The sequence below is a fragment of the Xenophilus sp. Marseille-Q4582 genome (genome assembly GCF_916700565.1).
Classification (GTDB): domain Bacteria; phylum Pseudomonadota; class Gammaproteobacteria; order Burkholderiales; family Burkholderiaceae_C; genus Xenophilus.
On record NZ_CAKAKO010000002.1, the window covers coordinates 922328 to 942278 of the forward strand.

The following is a 19951-nucleotide window of genomic DNA, read 5'->3' on the forward strand; positions in this document are numbered from 1 at the left end:
TTCAGCCGCCTGCAGCACGTGACGCTCGGCGGGCGGGGCGTCCGTGCCCGCGGCGAAGCGGGCGCCGGGGTCGCGCGCATCGGCCCGCGGCCGCGGGGGTCAGAAGTCCACCAGGCTCACGCCCAGGCTCAGCACCGTGCGGCGCTGGTTGTAGTCCACCAGCGTGTCGCCATAGCCGTGGTAGAGCTGTGCATGCCAGCGCAGGTTGCTCCTGGCGGGATCGCCGATCGCGCGCATCCATTCCAGGCGCGCGCCGCCGCGGCCGGTGCCTCCGATCAGGCCGCGCAGCGTCAGCGACAGCGTGTTCGCCGGGTTCACGTTCCAGCTGCCCGTGATCTCGCTGTGGCCCAGGTACTTGACGATGTCCGGGTTGTCGTCGTCGGTGCCGCTTTCCTGCACGCGGCGCCAGACGCGGCCGGTGATGGTGAAGCGGTTGTCCAGCTCCACGCCGCCCATCAGGAACACGCGGTTCCAGCTGCGCGACAGCGGCAGGCTCTGGCCGTTGGACTGGTGCACGATGCCCACGCCCGCGTAGCGCCAGCGCCAGCCGCCGGGCAGCTTGATGTCGGTCGGGTAGACGTACATCAGCTCGGGTTCGTGGTCGGTGGTGCGGAAGGGGCGCGAGATGTCGCCGTTGAACAGCTGCCAGGTCGACTGCTGCGAATAGGCGAACCACAGCGAGTCCTTGCGCGCCGGATCGTTGCCCGTGAGCAGGCCCTGGGCCAGCTTGGTGCGCACCGACAGGCCGATGCGCATTTCATGCGCCTGGTAGTCCACGGGCTCGGCGGTGTGGCCTGCGGCGGGCGAGGTGGGCGTGGCCGGCTGGTTGTCAGCCACCGAGACGCCCACGAACAGCGGCCGGTAGCCGCGGAAGGTGAAGGTGCCGCAGTCGGTGCCTTCCTCCAGTTCCCAGAAGCGCGACAGCGTGGAGTACTGCCGGTCGCGGCAGCGCTCGCTGTCCACCGTGACCACGCGCGTGGCGGGCAGGGCGGCTTCCACCGGCACGGTGGCGGAGGGCGCGTTCGACGGTTGCGCGCTGGCCAGGGCCGGCGGCGCGGGCGGCACCGCGGCCGCAGGCAGCGTCTGCTGCTGCGCCCAGCGGTCGAAGCAGGCCAGGCGTGCCGCGTCGTCACCGCCCAGGCGCGTGCATTGCTGCCAGGTCAGCTGCGCGTCGGCCAGCGGGCTCGGCGGCAGGCCGGGCGCGGGGCCGCTGGCCGGGGCCTGGGCGAAGGCCGGCGCGGCGCCACCGAGAGCGGCCAGCGCCAGCGCGCAGGCGCGCGCCGTGGAAGAGGGAGCAATCAGGTTCATGGTGTGGAGGGCAGGCGGGTCAGCACGAAGGGCTGGCCCTGATCTTCGCCGGCGCGGCGCCAGTGGCCACGAAAGACACGGCCGCAACTGCGTGCCTGAATTTCGCCTTCCCACACGGCGCTGATGCGCAGGCCGTCTTCCGATTCGTCGAGCAGCAGCAGGCCGTCGTCGTTGACGTCGCCGGCCAGTTGCGCGGGCGCGCCGCCGCCGCGCTGCACCTGGCCGCGCACGCCTGCGTAGTCGGGGTGGGGCTGCAGGTCCACGCGCAGCGGCAGGGCGTCATCGCTGCCGATGCGCGCTTCCCACGCGCCGTAGAGCGCGCCGGGCGGCAGGCGGGCGCCGGCGGGTGGGCAGTTCGGATCGGGGGCGGCGCAGGCGGCGAGCAGCAGGGCGGATGCGGCCACCTGCAGCGGGCCGATCAGGCGGATCGCCCTCATGCCATCTTCGCGGCCTGGGCCGCGCTTTCCTGCGCCTTGCGCGCGAACTCGGCGCGCAGCGCCTTGAGCTTCTCGCGCGGGTCTTCCTTGGCGGTGTTCTGGTCCAGCGCCATCTCGGCGATGAAGCGGCTGGGCAGCGCACGCACCATCTCGCGGCCCTTCTTGCGCCGCTTGACCCAGCTCACGGCCAGGCTGCGCTGCGCGCGTGTGATGCCCACGTACATCAGCCGGCGCTCCTCCTGCAGGCGCTCCAGCGTGTTCTCGGCCACCTTCTCCTGCCGGCCTTCGTCGTCGTCCAGCTTGAAGGGCAGCAGGCCTTCGTTCACGCCCACCAGCAGCACGTGCGGCCACTCCAGTCCCTTGGAGGCGTGCAGCGTGGACAGCGTGAGCACGTTCTGCTCCTTGTCGCCACGCTCGCTGATGGTGGAGAGCAGCGAGATGGTCTGCGCCACTTCCAGCAGGCTCTTGGGCTCCTGCGTGACCGCGTCCGCGCCGCTCGCGTCGTCGGTCTGGCCGCCGCAGCGCTGCGCCATCCAGTCGCAGAACTCCATCACATGGCCCCAGCGCGTGGCGGCGGCGGTCTCGCTTTCCTCGCCGTCGTACAGGTGCTGCTCGTACTCGATCTCCTTCAACCAGCTGTCGAGGAAGGCGCGGGCGTCCTGCGCGCCGCGGGTGTGGCGCGCGCGGTATTCCAGGTCGTTGATGTAGCGGCCGAACTCGTGCAAGCCTTCGATGCCGCGCTTGCCGACCGCACTGGGCAAGGAGTTGGAGAACAGCGCCTCGAACAGGCTCAGCTTGTACTGCGTGGCGAACGCGCCCAGCTGCTGCAGCGTGGTGTGGCCGATGCCGCGCTTGGGCGTGGTCACGGCGCGCAGGAAGGCCGGGTCGTCGTCGTTGTTGACCCACAGGCGGAACCAGCCGCACAGGTCCTTGATCTCCGCGCGGTCGAAAAAGCTCTGGCCACCCGACACCTTGTACGGGATGCCGGCCTTGCGCAGTGCCTGCTCGAACACGCGCGCCTGGTGGTTGGCGCGGTAGAGGATGGCGAAGTCGCGCCATTCCTTGTAGGGCGAGTTCTCGCGCAGGCTCAAGAGACGCGCCACGGCGCGCTCGGCCTCGTGCTGCTCGTTGTCGCAGTCGACCACGCGCACCGGTTCGCCCTCGCCCAGTTCGCTGAACAGCGTCTTGGGAAAGAGCTTGGGGTTCGGCCCGATCACGTTGTTGGCCGCGCGCAGGATGGCGCTGGTGGAGCGGTAGTTCTGCTCCAGCTTGATGACCTTGAGCTGCGGGTAGTCGATGGGCAGCTTCTTGAGGTTGTCCAGCGTGGCGCCGCGCCAGCCGTAGATGGACTGGTCGTCGTCGCCCACGGCCGTGAAGCTGCCGCGCTGCCCGGCCAGCGCTTTGAGCACCTCGTACTGCGTGGCGTTGGTGTCCTGGTACTCGTCGACCAGGATGTGGCCCAGCGCCTTCTGCCATTTCTCGCGCACCTGCGGGTGCTTGTGCAGAAGGGCCAGCGGCATGCCGATCAGGTCGTCGAAGTCCACGCTCTGGTAGGCGGCCAGGCGTTCCTCGTAGCGCGCCATGATGCGGGCGATGATGCGCTCGTTGTCATCCGCCGCCTGGGCCTCGGCCTCGGCGGCGTTCAGGCCCATGTTCTTCCACTTGCTGATGGTCCACTGCCAGGTGCGCGCGGTGGCCGCGTCGGTGGTGCCGCCGGCGTCCTTGAGGATCTTGGTCACGTCGTCCGCATCGAGGATGCTGAACTGGGGCTTGAGGCCCAGCACGTGCCCGTCTTCGCGCATCATGCGCACGCCCAGCGCGTGGAAGGTGCACACCACCACATGGCGCGCGTCGCGGCCGATCAGCCCCTTGGCGCGCTCGCGCATTTCCGCCGCCGCCTTGTTCGTGAAGGTGATGGCCGCGATGCGCTTGGGCTCCAGCCCGGCCTGGATGAGGCGCGCGATCTTGTGCGTGATCACGCGCGTCTTGCCCGAGCCGGCCCCCGCGAGCACGAGACACGGGCCGTGCAGGTAGTTGACGGCTTCCTGCTGGGCAAGGTTCAGGCCGGCGGACATGGGCGAAGGACGGTGGCTCGGGGGAAGAAAGCGAAAGGGCGCAGCGGGGCGCGAAACGGGCATCGGCGCCCTGAGGGCACCTGGGCCGCACGAAGCGCGCAATCATACGGGGCGCGGCCTGAAACCCCAGGCCCGCACGGCCGCTTGTGAGAGACGTGACCGGGTGTGTCGCGGCCCTGGCCTAACATTCAGGCGCCCCTGCCGCCCTTCGGCATGCGCCTTCCCTTGCCGAACCCGCGGCCCGGCCGCACCTGGACCGCCCGTGCTGGCCATCTTTTCCGTCACCTTTCCTTTCTTCGCCCTGGTCGCGGCCGGCTATGGGGCGGCCCGCACGCGGCTGCTGCCGCTGGAGGCCATTCCCGGCCTGAACCTGTTCCTGCTGTATTTCGCGCTGCCCTGCATGCTGTTCCGCTTCGGCGCCAACACGCCCATCGCGCAGCTGCTGGACGGCAGCGCCGCGCTGGTCTGGGGCCTGGCGGCGCTGGCGGCCGTGGGCCTGGCCGTGGCGCTGGCGCGGCGCGGCGGCACGAACTGGAACGACGCGGCGTTCGGCGCCCTGGTCGCCGCCTTTCCCAACACCGGCTTCATGGGCGTGCCGCTGCTGGTGGCGCTGCTGGGGCCAATGGCGGCCGGGCCGGTGATCCTGACCATGCTGGTGGACATGGTGCTCACGTCCTCGCTGTGCCTGGCGCTGTCGCGGCTGGACGAGCATGACGGCGGCGCCGGCGGCCGGGCCGCGCTGGCGGCCGCGCGCAAGGCGCTGCGCGGCGCCGCCATGAACCCGCTGGCCTGGTCCATCGGGCTGGGCGCCCTGGCGTCGGCGCTGCAATGGAAGCCCTGGGCCCCGCTCGACCGCACGCTGGCGATGCTGGGCGACGCCGCCTCGCCCACGGCGCTGTTCACCATCGGCGCGGTGCTGGCGCGTTCCACGCTGCTGGCGAAGTCGAGCCCCGAGCGGCCCGCCCGCCGCGCCGGGCTGCAGGGCGTGCTGCCGGTGGTGGCCGTCAAGCTGGCCGTGCATCCGCTGCTGGTGGCGGGCCTGGGCTGGGCCGCCCTGCGCGCCGGTCTGCCGCTGGCGCCGGCCGCTTTCGCGGTGCTGGTGCTGGCCGCGGCCCTGCCCAGCGCCAGCAATGTGTCCTTGCTGGCCGAGCGCTTCGGGGCCGACAACGGCCGCATCGCGCGCATCATTCTCTGGACCACGGTGGCCACCTTCTTCAGCTACCCCCTGGTGGTGGACTGGGTGCGCTGAGCGCCGCCGCGGGCCTGCCGCTCAGCGCGCGGGCGCTGCCAGACCGGCCTGCAGGCGCTGCGCCAAGTCGGCCACCGCGTCGCTCAGCGGATACATGTGGCGGTACTGCAGGATCTGCTTGCCGATCAGCTGCAGCCGCATGGCAAAGGCCGGCAACTGGTCGGCGGCCATCAGCGGCTGGTTGAACGGCGGCGTCTGCGCGGACTGGAACTCCATGGCCACCGAGATGCGCACGCGCGTTTCGCGCGGGCGGGCCGACGAGCCCCAGTGCAGCAGCTCCTGCGTCCAGCCCAGCGCGCTGCCGGCGGCGGCGGGCAGCGCGCGGATGTCGGCCAGCGCCGGCTGCCAGCCTTCGATGCGGCCCTTGCCGTAGGTCGGGTCGCGCTGGGCCGGCACCACGTACATACAGCTGGTGTCGGGCGTGGCATCGGTCAGCGGCAGCCACAGCGTGAAGGCGCGCGGCGAGCCGTCGTCGAACAGCGCGCCCTGGCTGCGGTCGCGGTGCGGGCGCCAGCCGCTGTCGTTGCGCTGCGGGTCGATCAGCCAGGCCCAGAAATCGGGCAGCCGCAGATAGGCCGGGCCCAGCAGGCCCTCCAGCACACGGTGCATGCGCCAGAACAGCAGCCAGAACTCGTCGTAGACGAAGGCGAAAGGCAGGGGAATGCCCTGGGCGTCGAGCCGGCGGATGGCATCGGCCATCGCCTGCGTGGGCAGGTTCCACGGCTGCGGCGGCAGATGGAAGTAGCCGTCTTCGCGCACCGCCCGCTGCACCTGGGCCAGCGCGTCGGCGTCCAGCGCCAGCGGCTGCTGATCGCTCAGAAAGGCGGTGTCTTGCACATGCAGCGCCGGGGCCAGACGGCGCCAGGTGGCCGGATCATCGAGCATGAGCTGCGGTTGCGGGGGCCGGGCGAGGTCAGCGGGCTGCATGGCGGGTGTGAAGGTGTTGCGGCGTCTTTGCCGGACAGCCCTCAATGGGGCTTGTGCCCGCCAGAATAGCGCGCCGGGCCGAATGGTGGCTTTGAGTTGGAAGGAGGACGGCTACGTACCCAAAGACGACATCGCGCCGAGAGCGAGTCGCAGGCAAATTGCTTGCGAAGCGCTTGCACGGTGGCCGCGCGCAGGGCACATTGGCCTGCCACCTTCCGCTGCGCCCCGGTGATCTCAGGCAACGCGCGAAAACGCGCGTTCATAGAGGAGTTCCATCGGCATGAAATCACTCAGCATCTGGCACTGGTTGATCATCGCTCTCATCGTCGTCCTGATGTTTGGAGTGCGTCGGCTTGGATCAGTCCCTGCAGCCTTCAAGTTACTGTATTCGGCTCAGCCGGCAAATAGTCGGCGTGAGGCTGAGAGCGGCTAACAAAACGGTGGGAGATGGCGAATGCAGATAACGCAGCAGGCCAGCGAGAGCAACGCGACATGAATGTCGATGCGGCGCTCGAAACGAGTACGCAGCTTGCCGAAGGCGGCCAGCCAGGCGTGCGTGCGCTCGACCACCCAGCGATGACGCCCGAGCCGGTCGTTGCGTTCGATGCCGCGCCGGGCAATACGCGCGGTGATCCCCAGCTTGCGCAGGTGAAAGCGGCAGCGAGCATAGTCATAGCCCTTGTCGGCATGCAGTTTGTGCGGCCAGCGCCTGGGCCGACCGCGACAGCCACGTACCGCTGGCAACGCGTCGACCAGTTGCTCGAAAACCACCGAGTCATGCCCGTTGGCGCCCGTGACGCAGAAGATCAGTGGGATGCCTTGGCGGTCCGTGATGATGTGGCGCTTGCTTGCGAGTTTGCCCCTGTCCGTGGGGTTGGGGCCGGTGTAGTGGCCCCCCGGGGGCTGGCCACACTGGCCGCGTCCATGCTCGCACGGCTGAAGTCCAGTTTGCCGGCGCCGCGCAATTCACCGAGCAACAACAGATGCAGGCGATGCCACACGCCCGCAGCCTGCCAATCACGCAGACGCCGCCAACAGGTCATGCCACTGCCGAAGCCCAGTTCCTGGGGCAACTCCTCCCAGGGAATGCCGGTGCGCAGCACGAACAGAATGCCGTTCAGGGCCATCTCGTCGCTCACTCGTGGGCGACCGCCTTTGGCCGAGGCAACGACTACCGGCAACAGCGGGGCAACCTTCTTGAACAGCGCGGCGCTGATTTCTCTATTCCTGTTTCGACCCATGCCTCATCAAACACCAATCAAGCGCTCGATGATGACATGGTTTTGTTAGTAGCTCTAACAGGCCGTTGAAAAAATGCTCATCGAACGCGCCAGGGTCGTGGATTTCGAAGAAACGGATCGCCCAAACTGGCCTGCGCAGCGATTGGAGCGGCCATTTCGGCCTGTTTGCAGGCCGTTTTGCCCGTTCCGGGCGCACGTATCCCATGGTTCACGCATGATGCGCGTCCCACCAGCCGCCCAGACTGCCCATGCGCACCAGGTTGTAGGTGGCAAAGCACAGCAGCGCCTGGCCCGCGAGCTTGGCCTGACCGATCAATTTGGTCTTGGCCAGACCACCCACTGTCTTGATCCAGCCAAAGGCCTCCTCGATGCGCTTGCGCACTTTGAGGCTGGTCTTGTAGCCCTCGTGGCGCCGGATGCGGCCATCGACCGCCGAGTGCTTGTCCTTGGCCGCCACGTGTGGCGTGACTTTGAGCTTTCGGCAGCCCTTGATGAAGGCCTGGCTGTCGTAACCTTTGTCGGCCCCGACCGTGGCCCGCTTGTTCTTGTTTCCCCGGCGTTTGAGCATCGCCAGCGCCGCCTCGCGCTCGGCGGTGCCACTGGCATGTGTGATCTCCACATCCACGATCAGCCCGTTGCGGTTCTCCATGAGGATGTGCCCCATGTGGCACAGGCGAGATTTGTCGCCCGCGCTCTTCTTGAACAGCCGGGCATCGGCATCGGTGGTGCTGGCGTGGGTGTCGTTGCAGCGCTCCTGCCCTTTGAAGTTCACCTCGGGGTTGCGTCCGGGTGGCGTGCCGCTGTCGTCGTCTTTGCGTTTGAAACTCTTGTGCGAGGCCCAGGCCTCAATCAGCGTGCCGTCCACGCTGAAGTGTTCGTCGCTGGCAAGCCGGCCCCACTGGGCGCTGAGCTTGACGCGCTCGAAGAAGGCGCGCGCCAGGTCTTCGTTGAAGAGGCGTTCGCGGTTGGCGCTGAAGGTGGAGTGGTCCCAGACCTTGTCTTCAATGTTCAGGCCCACGAACCAGCGGTACAGCAGGTTGTAGTTGACCGCCTCGACCAGCTGGCGTTCGCTGCGGATGGAGAACAGGATTTGCAGCAGCAAGGCCTTGAGCAGCATCTCCGGCGGCACCGAGGGGCGGCCACGGCGGGCGTACACCGCTTCGAACTCGCTGTTCATGCTCGACAGCAGCGCATCCACCACGGCGCGCAACTTGCGCAGCGGGTGTGCCGCTGGCACTCTTTCTTCAAGGCTGATGTAGCTAAACATCGCCCCCTGGAAGTCTTGGTTGCCTCTCATCTTTCTTGTCGCAGTTGTTCCGGGATGGCTTCAGATCGTAGCGGCCGACGCGGACGCTCGCAGGGGATTTTTCAACGGCCTGCTAAATCGCTTCACGGCGCTTGACTTCAAAGACGGTTACTCAGAAGGTTGTTGGGCGCGGCGGTTTGATGCCGCTCCTCGCGCATTCGCTGCGCCGCGGACGCTCTCATCCCTGGGCCTCCAGCAATTGCCGGCGCGCCATCCACAGGTTCGACAGCGCGAACAGCGTGACGAGCTGCGCCGTGTTCTTCGCCAAGCCTCGGTAGCGCACCTTGGTGAAGCCGAACTGGCGCTTGAGCACGCGGAACGGGTGCTCGACCTTGGCGCGGATGCTCGCCTTCATCTTCTCCACACGCTCGGCGATGAAGTCTGGCTCGATGAACGGGTTTTGCAGATGTTCCTTAGGCGGGAACGGATCATCGCCGTAGCTGTTCCGCTCGCGGAGCTGCCCGTCTCGTCCCTGAATGAACAACTCGCTCCGTTGATTGATGGCGATACCGCGTGCGCGACCGACTGATTGAACCGCCCCGGTTTTCGCGGAGGCTCCCTCGTTTGAGAAGATGGAGCCATCATGAGGAAGTCAGTGAAGTTTTCGCCGGAGGTTCGCGAGCGTGCGGTGCGCATGGTGTTCGATCACCGAGCAGAGTACGAATCGCAGTGGGCGGCGGTGGTGTCGATCGCCGGCAAGATCGGCAGCACGCCGCAGACGCTGCTGAACTGGGTGCGTCAGCACGAGCGTGACACGGGTCAACGCGAAGGCGTGACCACGGCCGAGGCCAAGCGCGTCAAGGAACTGGAGCGCGAAGTGCGCGAGCTTCGCCGCGCCAACGAGATCCTCAAGCTGGCCAGCGCGTTTTTCGCCCAGGCGGAGCTCGACCGCCGGCTGAAGTGATGTACGCCTTCGTGGACCGGCACCGCCGGCGGCATGGGGTCGAGCCGATCTGCAGGCTGCTGCAGATCGCCCCATCGGCCTACCGGCGGCACGCTGCCCGGCAGCGCGATGCGGCCTTGCTCAGCGGCCGAGCCCAGCGAGACCAGGAACTGATGGCCCACATCGAACGGGTGTGGCAGGCCAACCTGCGGGTCTACGGCGCTGACAAGGTCTGGCGGCAACTGCAACGCGAAGGCCACACGGTGGCGCGCTGCACCGTCGAGCGCCTGATGCGCCGCATGGGGCTGCGTGGGGTCGTGCGCGGCAAAGTGGTGCGCACAACGATCGGCGATGCGCGAGCGCCATGCCCGCAGGACCTGGTCAACCGGCAGTTCAGCGCGCAGCGCCCGAACCAGCTGTGGGTGAGCGACTTCACGTACGTGTCCACCTGGCAGGGCTGGCTGTACGTGGCCTTCGTGATCGACGTGTTCTCGCGGCGCATCGTGGGCTGGAGGGTGAGCACGAGCATGCGCACGGACTTCGTGCTCGATGCCCTGGAGCAGGCCCTGTACGCCCGCCAGCCCGGCCAGGAAGGCTCGCTCGTGTGTCACAGCGACCGCGGGTCGCAATACGTCAGCATTCGCTACACCGAGCGGTTGGCCGAGGCCGGCATCGAGCCATCGGTGGGCAGCAAGGGCGACTCCTACGACAACGCTCTGGCAGAGACGATCAACGGGCTGTACAAGGCCGAGTTGATCCATCGCCGGGCGCCCTGGAAGACCAGAGAGGCGGTGGAGTTAGCGACCTTGGAGTGGGTGTCATGGTTCAACAACCATCGGCTGATGGCCCCGCTGGGCTACGTGCCGCCCGCCGAGTTCGAGACCACCTACTATCGCAATCTTGAGCGGCAGGCCAGCTCGGCCTGACTCAAGCCAACCAGCCTCCGCGAAAACCGGGGCGGTTCACAGGTACGTCAGAGTTTGTCCTTCCAGCCGAGTTGGTGCGACCGTGAGGCAGCTGTCTACAAACCGCTCCAGCGGACGGCTTCGTTGCCCGCTGAGCTTATTCGTTGGATGACGGTTTTTTGCCGGTGATGCGACCGGCCGCTTCTGGCCGTTCTGCGTCATTGAGCACAGACGTTCCTTTGGAATTTTGAGGGGCGCAAGGTCTCGCGAAGTATTGGCCATTCAACCCGGATTGAACATGCTCAAACCTCATCCACGATCGCTGAGGTGCAGCGACGCTCCCCCGCCGCTACTCAGATGCTCTGCGGATCCACGTCCACCAGCCAGCGCACCACGCCTTGCCCGACGGGGCTGCGGCGCAGATCGTGCAGCACGGGCTGCCAGGCGGCCAGCAGGCGCTGCAGGGCGGCGCGCGAGGGGCTTTCGAGCAGCATTTGCGCGCGCTCCACGTTGGCCACGCGTTGCACGGCCAGCGGCACGGCCGGGTAGCGCATCACGCCCGCGGCTTCGGGCAGGGCGTCGGCGGCCTCGCCCGCGGTGTTGAGGAAGGCCTGCGCCGCCTCCTGCGTGCGCGCGTCGGCCCGCACCAGCGCCTGGAAGGCGAAGGGCGGCATGGCGGCAGCCTCGCGGTCCTGCAACTGCTGGGCGGCGAAGCGCGGGTAGTCGTGCCGACGCAGCGCGTCGAACAGCGGGTGCTGCGGGTGGAAGGTCTGGATCCACATCTCGGCCTGGCTGCCCTGCGCGGCCAGCCAGGCGCTGTCGCGGCCCGCGCGGCCGGCCGACTGCATGAGCAGGCTGAACAGCCGCTCGGGCGCGCGGAAGTCGCTGGAAAAGAGCGCGCTGTCGGGGTTCACGGCCGCGACCAGCGTGATGCGCCGGAAATCGTGGCCCTTGGCGATCATCTGCGTGCCCACCAGCACGTCCACCTCGCCGCTGTGCACCAGTGCCAACTGCGCCTCCAGGGCGCCTTCGTGGCGCGTGCTGTCGGCGTCGATGCGCGCGATGCGCACCGGCTCGCCGTCGGGTCGGCGCACGCCGGCGAACAGCGTGGCCAGCTGCTCTTCCAGCCGCTCGGTGCCGCGGCCCACGGGCGCGATGTCGGGGTTGCCACAGCTCGGGCAGGCGCGCGGCACGCGCTCGGTGAAGCCGCAATGGTGGCAGCGCAGCGTGCGGTCGATCTTGTGGAACACGCGGTAGGCGCTGCAGTGCGGGCACTCGCTTTTCCAGTCGCAGTCGCTGCAGGCCAGCACGGGCGCGTAGCCGCGCCGGTTGAGGAAGACCATGCACTGTTCGCCGCGCGTCACGCGCTGCGTCATGGCGTCCAGCAGGCCGGCCGAAATCAAGGTCTTGGCGGGCTGCTGCTGCATGTCCACCAGCCGCACGCGCGGCAGTTCGCCGGCGCCGATGCGGCTGGGCATCTGAAGGCGCAGGTAGCGGCCTGCCGGCGCCTCGCCGTCGGCCGGGCGGCTGTGGTGCCAGCTTTCGAGCGAGGGCGTCGCCGAGCCCAGCAGCACTTGCGCGTTCTGGCGCCGGCCGCGCCACACGGCCAGGTCGCGCGCCGAATAGCGCGCGCCTTCCTGCTGCTTGTAGCTGGGGTCGTGTTCCTCGTCGACCACGATCAGGCGCAGCGCCGGCAAGGGCGCGAACACCGCCATGCGCGTGCCCAGCACGATGCGCGCCTGGCCTGTGAGCGCGGCCAGCCAGCTTTGCAGGCGCTGCGGGTTCGTCATGCCGCTGTGCAGCGCCACCACGGCGGTGTCGCCCCAGGCGGCGAAGCGGGCGCGAAAGCGCGCCTCGAGCTGGGGCGTGAGGTTGATCTCGGGCACCATCACGAGCGCCTGTGCGCCGGGGTCGGCCGCCAGGCAGCGCGCCACGGCCTGCAGGTAGACCTCGGTCTTGCCGCTGCCCGTGCTGCCGAAGAGCAACGCCGGGCGCGGCGCAGGGGTGGCGCTTTCCTCGGCCAGGGCGGCCAGCACCGCGGCCTGCTCGGGACTCAGGGCCAGCGCCGTTTCGGCAGAGGGCGCCTCGGCGGTGCCTGCAGCAACCGGCCGCGCCTGCCGGTCGCGCCGCTTCAGGCGCCGCGCGAGCTGCGTGCCGTCCAACTCGCGCAACTGCGGGGGCAGGGCGGCCAGCGCCACCTCGCCCAGGCCGCGCTGGTAGTAGCGGGCGGCAAAGGCGACCAGGTCGCGCCATGCGGCGTCCAGCGGCGGCAGCGCATCGAGCGCGGCGGTGACGGGCTTGAGCAGCACGCCGTCGGCGTCGGCCACGCGGCCGTCGGGCAGCGCCTGGGCCCCATCGGCGGCGCGGCTGTCCCACACCACGCCCAGCACCTCGCGCCGGCCCAGCGGCACCCGCACCAGCGTGCCCGCCGGCAGGGGGGCCGTGTGCGCGTAGCTCAGCACATCGCCCAGCCCGGCATGGGCGGGGGTCTGCACCGCCACGGCGAGGACCCAGGCGGCGTCCATCAGCGCACCGTCCTGGCGCACCGGCCGGTGGACGGCAGCAGGTGCCGGTTGGCGCGTGTTTCTGAGGCGATGTGGAACAAGGGGGGGCTAAGTGGTTGATTTGACGATGTTTTGCACATCGCCCAGAAAATCTGTGGATAACTTTGTTGATAGCGGGGCTCGAAACGCGCCCAAGCCGCATGGATCAAGGCTTCCGCCGGATTGCCCGCCAAAAAGGCAAAAACAAATCTCTTTTCAAATCAATGACTTGCGAGAGAGGCTGGACGCATAGTGCGGGGGTAGTGCGTTCGGATGATTTTGCGCATCGCAGCACGCGTTTTGTGCATAAGTCAGTTGCTCTTCACGTCCAAAAGACTTGACAGCCGCATTTGTCAATGCTTTGGCGCTGATTTTTCACAATGTCGCGGTGCCCCTGCGGACGCGCAGGCGCCGCGAATGCGCATGCACGGCCGCGACCAGCGCCGCCACGTGGTCGGGCGGCGTGTGCTGGCTGATGCCATGGCCCAGGTTGAAGATGTGCGTGGGGCCGCGGCGGGTCGGGTCGGTGTGCGGGCGGCCGAAGCTGTCGAGCACCCTGGCCACCTCGGCCTCGATGGCGGCGGGTGGCGCGAACAGCACGTTGGGGTCGATGTTGCCCTGCAGCGCCTTGCCCTGCGCGCCCTCGCCCACCTGCGCGCGGGCGGCGCCCAGGTTCACGGTCCAGTCCAGGCCCAGCACTTCGCAATCCAGCGTGCCCATCTCGCGCAGCCACAGCCCGCCGCCCTTGGTGAAGACGATGCGCGGCACGTCCTGGCCGTCGGCGCCGGTGCGCTTCAGCTGGGCCAGCACGCGCGCGGTGTAGGCCAGGCTGAAGGCCTGGAAGGCGCCATCGGCCAGCACGCCGCCCCAGCTGTCGAAGACCATCACGGCCTGCGCCCCGGCGTCGATCTGGGCGTTGAGGTACGCCGCCACGGCATCGGCGTTCACGCTCAGCACGCGGTGCATCAGGTCGGGCCGCCCGTAGAGCATGGACTTGACGAGCCGGTAGTCGCTGGAGCCCGCGCCTTCGACCATGTAGCAGGCCAGCGTCCAGGGGCTGCCGGAAAAGCCGATCAGCGGCACGCGGCCGTTCAGCGCGCGGCGGATGCTGGCGACGGCGTCGAAGACGTAGCGCAGCCTGTCAAGGTCGGGCGCCTGCAGCGCGGCCACGGCGGCCTCGTCCTGCACCGGGCGCGCGAAGCGCGGGCCTTCGCCGGCCTCGAAGGACAGGCCCAGGCCCATGGCGTCGGGCACGGTGAGGATGTCCGAGAACAGGATGGCGGCATCGAGCGGGAAGCGCTCCAGCGGCTGCAGCGTGACCTCGGTGGCGTAGTCCACGTTCGTCGCCAATCCCATGAAGCTGCCGGCCCGGGCGCGCGTGGCCAGGTACTCGGGCAGGTAGCGGCCGGCCTGGCGCATCAGCCAGACGGGGGTGTGGTCGGTGGCCTGGCGGCGGCAGGCGCGCAGGAAGCTGTCGTTCTGGAGCGGGGCGAAGGGCATGGCGCCATTGTCGTCGCGCGAGGCGAGGGCGCAGCGCAGCGCGGTGATGGGCCGCGGGGCCGCCTGGCCGCCTCTGGCTCCACGTCAAAAGTGCGACAGCCCGGAAGCACGGGCCCTGAACGCAAAAAAGGCCGGCAAGCGCGATGCGGCCGGCCTTGGCGGGTGCCCCCGAAGGGGCGCCCCGGCGCGTGTCGTTGCGCCGTTCCGTCTTGCGTTCAGGTCTTGTATTTGATGGTGCAGCCGTAGGCCTTGGTGGAGGCGGCCGAGATCGGCTTGCCGCCCAGCGCTTCGCCCAGGGCCTGGTTCACGTAATTGGTGGCGTGCTGGATGTCGTCCACCCGGGCCGAAGCGATGCTGTCGATGCCGCCCGCGTACACCAGCGTTCCCTGCGGGTCGATGATGAACAGGTGCGGCGTGGTGCGCGCACCGTAGGCCTGGCCCAGCACGCCGTCCTCGTCCATCAGCACCGCCGTGGGCGCGGCCTTCTGTTCCTTCATCCAGGCGGCCAGCCTGTCGGGCGGCAGGTAGTCGCTGGCGGCGCGTTCGGTGGAGTTGATGGCCAGCCAGACCACGCCCCGGTCGGTGGCGGCCTTCTGAGTGGCGGGCAGGTTGCCGCTGCCGTAGTGCTTGCGCACGAAGGGGCAGCCGGGGTTGGTCCATTCCAGCACCACGTACTTGCCCGCGAAATCCGAAAGCTGGTGGCGCTGGCCGCTGGTGTCCACGGCCACGAAGTCGGGGGCCTTCTGGCCCACGGCGGGAGCGGCCTGGGCCTGCGCCATCAGCAGCGAGGCGCCCAGCGCCATGGCGGCGGCCATCACGGCGCGGCGCGAGGCGCGGCTCAGTGCGGCGCGGGCCTCGCGCGCGGCGCGCAGCGAGCGATGGGCGGCGTTGTTCGGGGCGGCGGACATGGTCTTCTCAACTCCTTCGTCGAGCGACGGTTCAATGGTCATCCTTGGCGTCTTCCTGTCTTCAACTATTTCAATGACAGCGAGAGCTTAGGTCGAGTTCCTCACGTGCGTGTGACAGGGTGTGGTGGGTGGGCGCATCCTAGAGCCGCGCCAGCGCTGCGCGCAACTCGCGCGCGGACAGCAGTTCGCTGAACACCTGGGGCGGCCGGCCGGGCGCGTGCAGCACGTAGACCGGCACGCCGCTGCGGCCCAGCGCCGCGAGCGCGGCCGTGATGGCGGGATCGCGCCGCGTCCAATCGGCGCGCAGCAGGCCGACCCGGCGCGCGTCGAAATCGGCCAGCACGCCGGCATCGGCCAGGGCGCCGTGCTTGTTGACCTGGCAGGTCACGCACCAGGCGGCGGTGAAGTCCACGAACACGGGCCGGCCTTCGGCTTGCAGCGCGGCCACGCGCGCCTCGGACCAGGGCTGCCAGCGCTCGCCCATCGCGGCTTGCGCCGGGCCGGGCGCGGCCTCGCGCAGCACGGCCGGCCCCAGCACAGCCGCCAAGCCCACCAGAGCCGCCGCCAGCACGCCGCCCAGCGCCAGCCGCGCGCGCCCGCGCAGGGTCATGGCCCACACCACCGCGCTGCCGGCCACCAGCAGCATCAGCAGCGCGGCGGCGCCGTCGATGCCGCTTTGCTGCCCCAGCACCCAGACCAGCCAGGCCACGGTGGCGAACATCGGGAAGGCCAGCAGGCGGCGCAGCGTGTCCATCCACGGACCGGGCCGGGGCAGCAGCCGCGCCACGGCGGGCACGAAGCCGGCCAGCAGGTAGGGCAGGGCCAGGCCCAGGCCCAGCGCGCCGAAGAGCAGCAGCGCCTGGGCGGCCGGCAGGCTGATCGCCAGCCCCAGCGAGGCGCCCATGAAGGGCGCGGTGCAGGGCGAGGCGACCAGCACGGCCAGCACGCCCGAGAGGAAGTCGTTGGCCACCGGATGCCGGAGCTGGCGCTGGCTCAGCGCCGCGGGCGCGAGCATGCCGAACTCGAAGACGCCCGCCAGGTTCAGCCCCAGCAGCGTGAACAGCGCCGCCAGCGCGGCCACCACGGCCGGTGACTGCAGCTGGAAGCCCCAGCCCAGCTGGGCGCCCGCCGCGCGCAGGGCCAGCATCAGGCAGCCCAGCGCCAGGAAGGACAGCAGCACGCCGGCCGTGTAGGCCAGCGCGGCGCGGCGGTGGCCGGCGCCGTCATGGGCCTGCCGGGTGAAGCCCAGCACCTTGATGGCCAGCACCGGGAACACGCAGGGCATCAGGTTGAGCAGCAGGCCGCCCAGCAGCGCGCCGATCAGCGCGGCCACGAGGCCGGTGCGGGTCCCCGGGGCGGCGGGCGCCGCTGCCGCCGTGCCTTCGGCGGCCGCGCGGTTGGCGTCCAGCGCCGCCTGCAAGGCGGGCGACACGCCCGCGGGCGCCGCGACCGCGCGCCAGCTGCCCTGCACCGGCGCTTCGATGCGCCAGGCCACCGGCTGGCCGGCCCGCGCGGCGGCGCGCCGGTCCTCGCCTTCCAGTGCCAGCACGATGGGCATCACCGCGGGGCTGGCGCTGCGCTGCGGGTCCAGCGGCAGCGAGGCGGTCCACACACCGCCGGTCCAGGCCTGCGTCCAGTCCTGGCCCGCGACGGCGCCATTGCGGATCACCTCGCCGGTTTCGGGATAGAAGCCCAGCGTCTTGCCGTGCGCGGCGGCGGGCAGGCCGTCGGCGCGCACCTGCAGGCGGTCGGCCTCGGCCGTGACCGTGCCGGCATCCGTCAGCGGCGCGGGCTGGGCGGCCAGCGCGGCCTCGAACTCGGCGCCGTGCGAGGCCGTGGAGCCCTGCGCCGGCAGCTTGAGCACGAAGCGGCCTTCTTCCGGAATGCACTCCTTGCGGCAGACCAGCCAGGAGGCCTGCAGCTCGATGGGCACCGTCGCCGCGCCCACCAGCGCGGCAGGCGGCCGGAAGTCCGGCGCCACCTGCACCGGCACCGGCAGCAGCACCGTGCCTTCATAGCCGTAGTTGGCGAGCTGCCCGATGGGGAATTTCTGGGGCGTGGGCCAGGCGATGTCACCGGCCACCAGGCCCGGCGGCAGCGTCCACCGCAGCTCGGTGGGCAGGCCCGAGTCGCCGGCGTTCTTCCAGTAGGTGTGCCACTCGGGCTGGTGCGTGATCTTCAGGCCCAGCCACACCGTGGCGCCCGGCACCAGGCCCTGCGGCGCCTGGGCCAGCAGCTCGGCCTGCACATAGGGCGTGGTCAGCGTGCTCGCGGCGGATGCGCCCGCCGGCCCTTGCGGCTGCGCGGCGGCGGGCCCCCCCACAGCGCCGGCCAGCAGGGCGGCGCCGAAGCAACGAAGAAGGGGGAAAAGCATGCTCATGGCGCAGCTGCGACGCCGGGCGCGCCTGCGAAGTTCCGGGCGATGCGCCGCGGCGCGGGGGCTGGCGGGACCGGTGTCATGCCCAGCCCAGCACCACGCGCCGTGAACTCGCACTCTTTTTCTCGACCTTCACCACCTGCAGGGCGCCGATCTCGGCCGTGTTGGCCACGTGCGTGCCGCCGCAGGGCTGCAGGTCGATCAGCACGTCGCCGGCGCCGATGCGGATGGTGCGCACCTGCCCCGTGCCGCGCGGCGGCTGCACGCTCATGCTCTTGACCAGCGACGGGTTGGCGTCCAGCTCGGCGTCGCTGACCGCGCCCACCGTCAGCGGATGCGCCTGGGCGACCAGCCGCGCCAGGCCGGCCGTCAGCGCGTCCTTGTCCAGCGCCTCGGTCATGTGGAAGTCCAGCCGCGCATGCTCGGGCGTGATGGAGCAGCCGTTGACCGGCTGCGCCACCAGGTGGCACAGCAGGTGCGTGGCGGTGTGGAAGCGCATCAGCCGGTGGCGGCGCTCCCAGTCCAGCGCGGCCTGCACCGTGTCGCCGGGGGCCAGCGCCGCCAGCGCCGCTTCCTGGTCCGGGGCGGGCACATGCAGGATCTCGGCCGTGGGCCGGCCTTCGGCATCCTTGGCCTTGCGCGTGTCGGCGATGCGCAGGCTGCGCCCGCCGGCGAACCGCAGCACGCCGCTGTCGCCGGCCTGGCCGCCGCCCAGCGGGTAGAACACCGTGCGGTCCAGCACCACACCTTCGGCCTTCACGGCGAGCACGCGCGCCTCGCACTGGCGCAGGTAGGCATCGGTGCGGAACAGATCCTCGGTCATGCCGGGATGGTAGCGGCGCCCGCACAAGCCCTTGCGCCTGGGTATTTGTGGTTGCGGAGTGAAGACTGACATGGCACATTCGAGGTGACGTTTTTTGGCACTGGAAGGTGCGTCAGGCCAGACAAGCGGGAGGGCTTCACAGAATGAGCCCGAAATTCTGACGTTTTTGGTCAGATCAGGGAGTCGGTCTGTTAACTTTCGTCCTAAATTGACGCATCGGCGTCAACTTGGGAATTCGGGTCATGGATGCTTCCCTCTTGAGCTGGCTCGCCGTGGGCGCCGGGCTGGTGTTGTTGGTGGTTCTGGTGGTGATGCAGCGCGCGAACCCACGCAAGCCCAAGGACCGGCGGCCCCGCGAAACACAGATGGTGGCGCTGGTGCGCCGCCGCCGCGAACTCACGTCGCAGCTGGCCGAACTGGCAGGCGACCAGAGCAAGCAATTGCTGCAGGCCGAGGCGCGCCGGCTCAAGGGCAGCGCCTCGGACATCGCCGTGCTCGAGGCCGCCGTGGCACGCGCCGAACGCCTGAGCGACCGCGCCGGCCTGCGGGCCGAAGCGCCGGTGCGCTGACCCGTGCGGCGCCGGCGGCCGGCGCCGCGTTGGCCCGCTGCCTGGGAGCGGGGCCTAAGAACGTGTTCAAAGTCTCACCCTCTTGATGTGAGAAGCTCGGTGGGTGAGAAAAGGCTACCCCAGCGACATCAAGCGCGAGCAGTTCGAGGTGATCCGGCCATTGCTGGAGAGTGCGCGCAGAAAGACTGCCCCACGCAAAGTGGAGCTGTACGAGGTGTTTTGCGCCGTGCTTTACCTGCTGCGCACGGGCTGTCAGTGGCGGGCACTGCCCAGTGACTTTCCCAAGTGGCGCACCGTGCACTCGTACTTTGCCATCTGGAGCGAGCCACGCGAGGGTGGCAGCCTGCTGGAGCAGGCATTAAAAAAATCAGGTTGGCGCGGCCCGCGAGAAACTGGGGCGCAACGCCTGCAGCACGCTCTTGATCGTGGACGCGCAGAGCGTGAAGAACACGGACACGGCGGGCTTGAAGGGCTATGACGCAGGCAAGAAGGTCTCGGGCATCAAGCGCCACATCGCGGTGGACACCCAGGGATTGCCGCATGCGATAGCGGTGACCACGGCCGAGGTGACGGACCGCAAAGGCGCACTGCAGGCGCTACAGCGCTGCAAGCCCCGGTTGAGCCGGCTACAAAGCCTGCTGTGCGATGCAGGCTACATCGGTCGGCCGTTCGCGCAAGGCGTGCAGCAGATTCTGGGAGGGCATGTGACGGTGCAGATCGCCAAGAGAAGCGAGCTTCACACTTTCAAGGTGATGCCCAAGCGCTGGGTCGTGGAACGCAGCTTTGCCTGGCTGGACAAGAACAGGAGGCTGTGGAAGAACTGCGAGCGATGGCTCAACACCAGCCTGCAGTTCGTCCACTTGGCATTCTTGGTGCTCTTGCTCAAGAGACTTTGAACAC

The 19951-nt window shown here is 69.4% G+C and carries 16 protein-coding genes, 2 pseudogenes and 1 other annotated feature; of the genes and pseudogenes, 5 read left to right on the plus strand and 13 right to left on the minus strand.

Features of this window, described 5'->3' with window-relative positions; all coding sequences use genetic code 11:
• Window positions 1-99 precede the first annotated feature (99 nt).
• The 3 genes from LG388_RS09530 to LG388_RS09540 are packed head-to-tail and all read right to left on the minus strand — an operon-like array spanning window position 100 to window position 3820.
• On the minus strand, window positions 100-1308 hold the full coding sequence (locus LG388_RS09530; protein ID WP_225782566.1) for a phospholipase A: 1209 nt from the start codon (window positions 1306-1308) through the stop codon (window positions 100-102).
• The gene (locus tag LG388_RS09535) at window positions 1305-1745 is read right to left on the minus strand and encodes a hypothetical protein (RefSeq protein WP_225782567.1); all 441 of its coding nucleotides are present in this window, start codon (window positions 1743-1745) and stop codon (window positions 1305-1307) included. The genes LG388_RS09530 and LG388_RS09535 overlap by 4 nt, the downstream gene beginning before the upstream one ends.
• On the minus strand, window positions 1742-3820 hold the full coding sequence (locus LG388_RS09540; RefSeq protein ID WP_225782568.1) for an ATP-dependent helicase: 2079 nt from the start codon (window positions 3818-3820) through the stop codon (window positions 1742-1744). Before LG388_RS09540 ends, LG388_RS09535 begins: the two co-directional genes overlap by 4 nt.
• Window positions 3821-4082: 262 nt before the next feature.
• Here LG388_RS09540 and LG388_RS09545 point away from each other — a divergent pair, with 262 nt between their 5' ends.
• Complete coding sequence (locus LG388_RS09545) at window positions 4083-5069, plus strand: AEC family transporter (RefSeq protein ID WP_225782569.1); 987 nt, start codon at window positions 4083-4085, stop codon at window positions 5067-5069.
• A gap of 21 nt (window positions 5070-5090) precedes the next feature.
• On the opposite strand, the gene LG388_RS09550 is transcribed toward LG388_RS09545, so the two are convergent.
• Window positions 5091-5996 carry a phytanoyl-CoA dioxygenase family protein gene (locus LG388_RS09550; RefSeq protein ID WP_225782570.1) on the minus strand — a complete coding sequence of 302 codons (906 nt, stop codon included), beginning with the start codon at window positions 5994-5996 and terminating at the stop codon, window positions 5091-5093.
• Window positions 5997-6276: 280 nt separating this feature from the next.
• Here LG388_RS09550 and LG388_RS26800 point away from each other — a divergent pair, with 280 nt between their 5' ends.
• A complete protein-coding gene (locus tag LG388_RS26800; RefSeq protein WP_225782571.1) occupies window positions 6277-6429 on the plus strand; it encodes a twin-arginine translocase TatA/TatE family subunit in 153 nt (50 codons plus the stop codon).
• Here LG388_RS26800 and LG388_RS09560 read toward each other — a convergent pair.
• The 4 genes and pseudogenes from LG388_RS09560 to LG388_RS26805 form a co-directional block, all read right to left on the minus strand.
• Window positions 6426-7237 (minus strand): IS5 family transposase gene (locus LG388_RS09560; protein ID WP_225782572.1). Its coding sequence is split into 2 segments (ribosomal slippage): window positions 6426-6901 and window positions 6901-7237, totalling 813 coding nucleotides; the frame shifts between segments, so codons are not numbered across the junction. The two genes, LG388_RS26800 and LG388_RS09560, sit on opposite strands and share 4 nt — an antisense overlap.
• Window positions 7238-7445: 208 nt before the next feature.
• Window positions 7446-8534, minus strand: coding sequence for an IS5-like element ISCte5 family transposase (locus LG388_RS09565; protein WP_225781276.1), 1089 nt, complete (start codon window positions 8532-8534; stop codon window positions 7446-7448).
• A gap of 187 nt (window positions 8535-8721) precedes the next feature.
• Window positions 8722-8910, minus strand: a pseudogene (locus tag LG388_RS09570) (transposase); the annotation flags it as partial.
• An 81-nt stretch (window positions 8911-8991) separates the two neighbouring features.
• Window positions 8992-9117, minus strand: a pseudogene (locus LG388_RS26805) (DUF2188 domain-containing protein); the annotation flags it as partial.
• 9 nt (window positions 9118-9126) lie between these two features.
• Between LG388_RS26805 and LG388_RS09580 the strand changes: the two are divergent.
• Window positions 9127-10352, plus strand: a protein-coding gene (locus tag LG388_RS09580; protein ID WP_225782573.1) for an IS3 family transposase whose coding sequence is annotated in 2 segments (ribosomal slippage) — window positions 9127-9415 and window positions 9415-10352 — 1227 coding nt in all. Because the reading frame shifts where the segments join, the coding sequence is not laid out codon by codon here.
• Window positions 9405-9521, plus strand: a sequence feature (AL1L pseudoknot). Its footprint overlaps the gene before it by 117 nt.
• A gap of 332 nt (window positions 10353-10684) precedes the next feature.
• On the opposite strand, the gene priA is transcribed toward LG388_RS09580, so the two are convergent.
• The 5 genes from priA to LG388_RS09605 all read right to left on the minus strand — a co-directional run bounded on the left by priA (window position 10685) and on the right by LG388_RS09605 (window position 18482).
• Window positions 10685-12856 carry a primosomal protein N' gene (gene priA / locus LG388_RS09585; protein ID WP_225782574.1) on the minus strand — a complete coding sequence of 724 codons (2172 nt, stop codon included), beginning with the start codon at window positions 12854-12856 and terminating at the stop codon, window positions 10685-10687.
• 393 nt (window positions 12857-13249) lie between these two features.
• The gene (gene hemE, locus LG388_RS09590) at window positions 13250-14374 is read right to left on the minus strand and encodes a uroporphyrinogen decarboxylase (protein ID WP_225782575.1); all 1125 of its coding nucleotides are present in this window, start codon (window positions 14372-14374) and stop codon (window positions 13250-13252) included.
• 215 nt (window positions 14375-14589) lie between these two features.
• On the minus strand, window positions 14590-15282 hold the full coding sequence (locus tag LG388_RS09595; RefSeq protein WP_225782576.1) for a thioredoxin family protein: 693 nt from the start codon (window positions 15280-15282) through the stop codon (window positions 14590-14592).
• A 139-nt stretch (window positions 15283-15421) separates the two neighbouring features.
• Window positions 15422-17656 (minus strand): protein-disulfide reductase DsbD, encoded by a 2235-nt coding sequence (locus tag LG388_RS09600; protein ID WP_225782771.1) that lies wholly within the window; start codon window positions 17654-17656, stop codon window positions 15422-15424.
• 82 nt (window positions 17657-17738) lie between these two features.
• Window positions 17739-18482, minus strand: coding sequence for an alanyl-tRNA editing protein (locus LG388_RS09605; RefSeq protein ID WP_225782577.1), 744 nt, complete (start codon window positions 18480-18482; stop codon window positions 17739-17741).
• A gap of 242 nt (window positions 18483-18724) precedes the next feature.
• Between LG388_RS09605 and LG388_RS09610 the strand changes: the two genes are divergently transcribed.
• Entirely contained in the window at window positions 18725-19051 is a 327-nt protein-coding gene (locus tag LG388_RS09610) for a hypothetical protein (RefSeq protein WP_225782578.1), read from the plus strand.
• Window positions 19052-19154: 103 nt separating this feature from the next.
• Window positions 19155-19947, plus strand: a protein-coding gene (locus LG388_RS09615) for an IS5-like element ISStma16 family transposase (protein ID WP_086009121.1) whose coding sequence is annotated in 2 segments (ribosomal slippage) — window positions 19155-19414 and window positions 19413-19947 — 795 coding nt in all. Because the reading frame shifts where the segments join, the coding sequence is not laid out codon by codon here.
• Window positions 19948-19951 lie beyond the last annotated feature (4 nt).

Coding starts and splice junctions, on each gene's coding strand:
- LG388_RS09530 (WP_225782566.1), bottom strand. CDS start 1,308: ATGAACCTGATTGCTCCCTCTTCCACGGCGCGCGCCTGCGCGCTGGCG.
- LG388_RS09540 (WP_225782568.1), bottom strand. CDS start 3,820: ATGTCCGCCGGCCTGAACCTTGCCCAGCAGGAAGCCGTCAACTACCTG.
- LG388_RS09565 (WP_225781276.1), bottom strand. CDS start 8,534: ATGAGAGGCAACCAAGACTTCCAGGGGGCGATGTTTAGCTACATCAGC.
- LG388_RS09535 (WP_225782567.1), bottom strand. CDS start 1,745: ATGAGGGCGATCCGCCTGATCGGCCCGCTGCAGGTGGCCGCATCCGCC.
- priA (WP_225782574.1), bottom strand. CDS start 12,856: ATGGACGCCGCCTGGGTCCTCGCCGTGGCGGTGCAGACCCCCGCCCAT.
- hemE (WP_225782575.1), bottom strand. CDS start 14,374: ATGCCCTTCGCCCCGCTCCAGAACGACAGCTTCCTGCGCGCCTGCCGC.
- LG388_RS09600 (WP_225782771.1), bottom strand. CDS start 17,656: ATGCTTTTCCCCCTTCTTCGTTGCTTCGGCGCCGCCCTGCTGGCCGGC.
- LG388_RS09595 (WP_225782576.1), bottom strand. CDS start 15,282: ATGTCCGCCGCCCCGAACAACGCCGCCCATCGCTCGCTGCGCGCCGCG.
- LG388_RS26800 (WP_225782571.1), top strand. CDS start 6,277: ATGAAATCACTCAGCATCTGGCACTGGTTGATCATCGCTCTCATCGTC.
- LG388_RS09610 (WP_225782578.1), top strand. CDS start 18,725: ATGGATGCTTCCCTCTTGAGCTGGCTCGCCGTGGGCGCCGGGCTGGTG.
- LG388_RS09605 (WP_225782577.1), bottom strand. CDS start 18,482: ATGACCGAGGATCTGTTCCGCACCGATGCCTACCTGCGCCAGTGCGAG.
- LG388_RS09550 (WP_225782570.1), bottom strand. CDS start 5,996: ATGCAGCCCGCTGACCTCGCCCGGCCCCCGCAACCGCAGCTCATGCTC.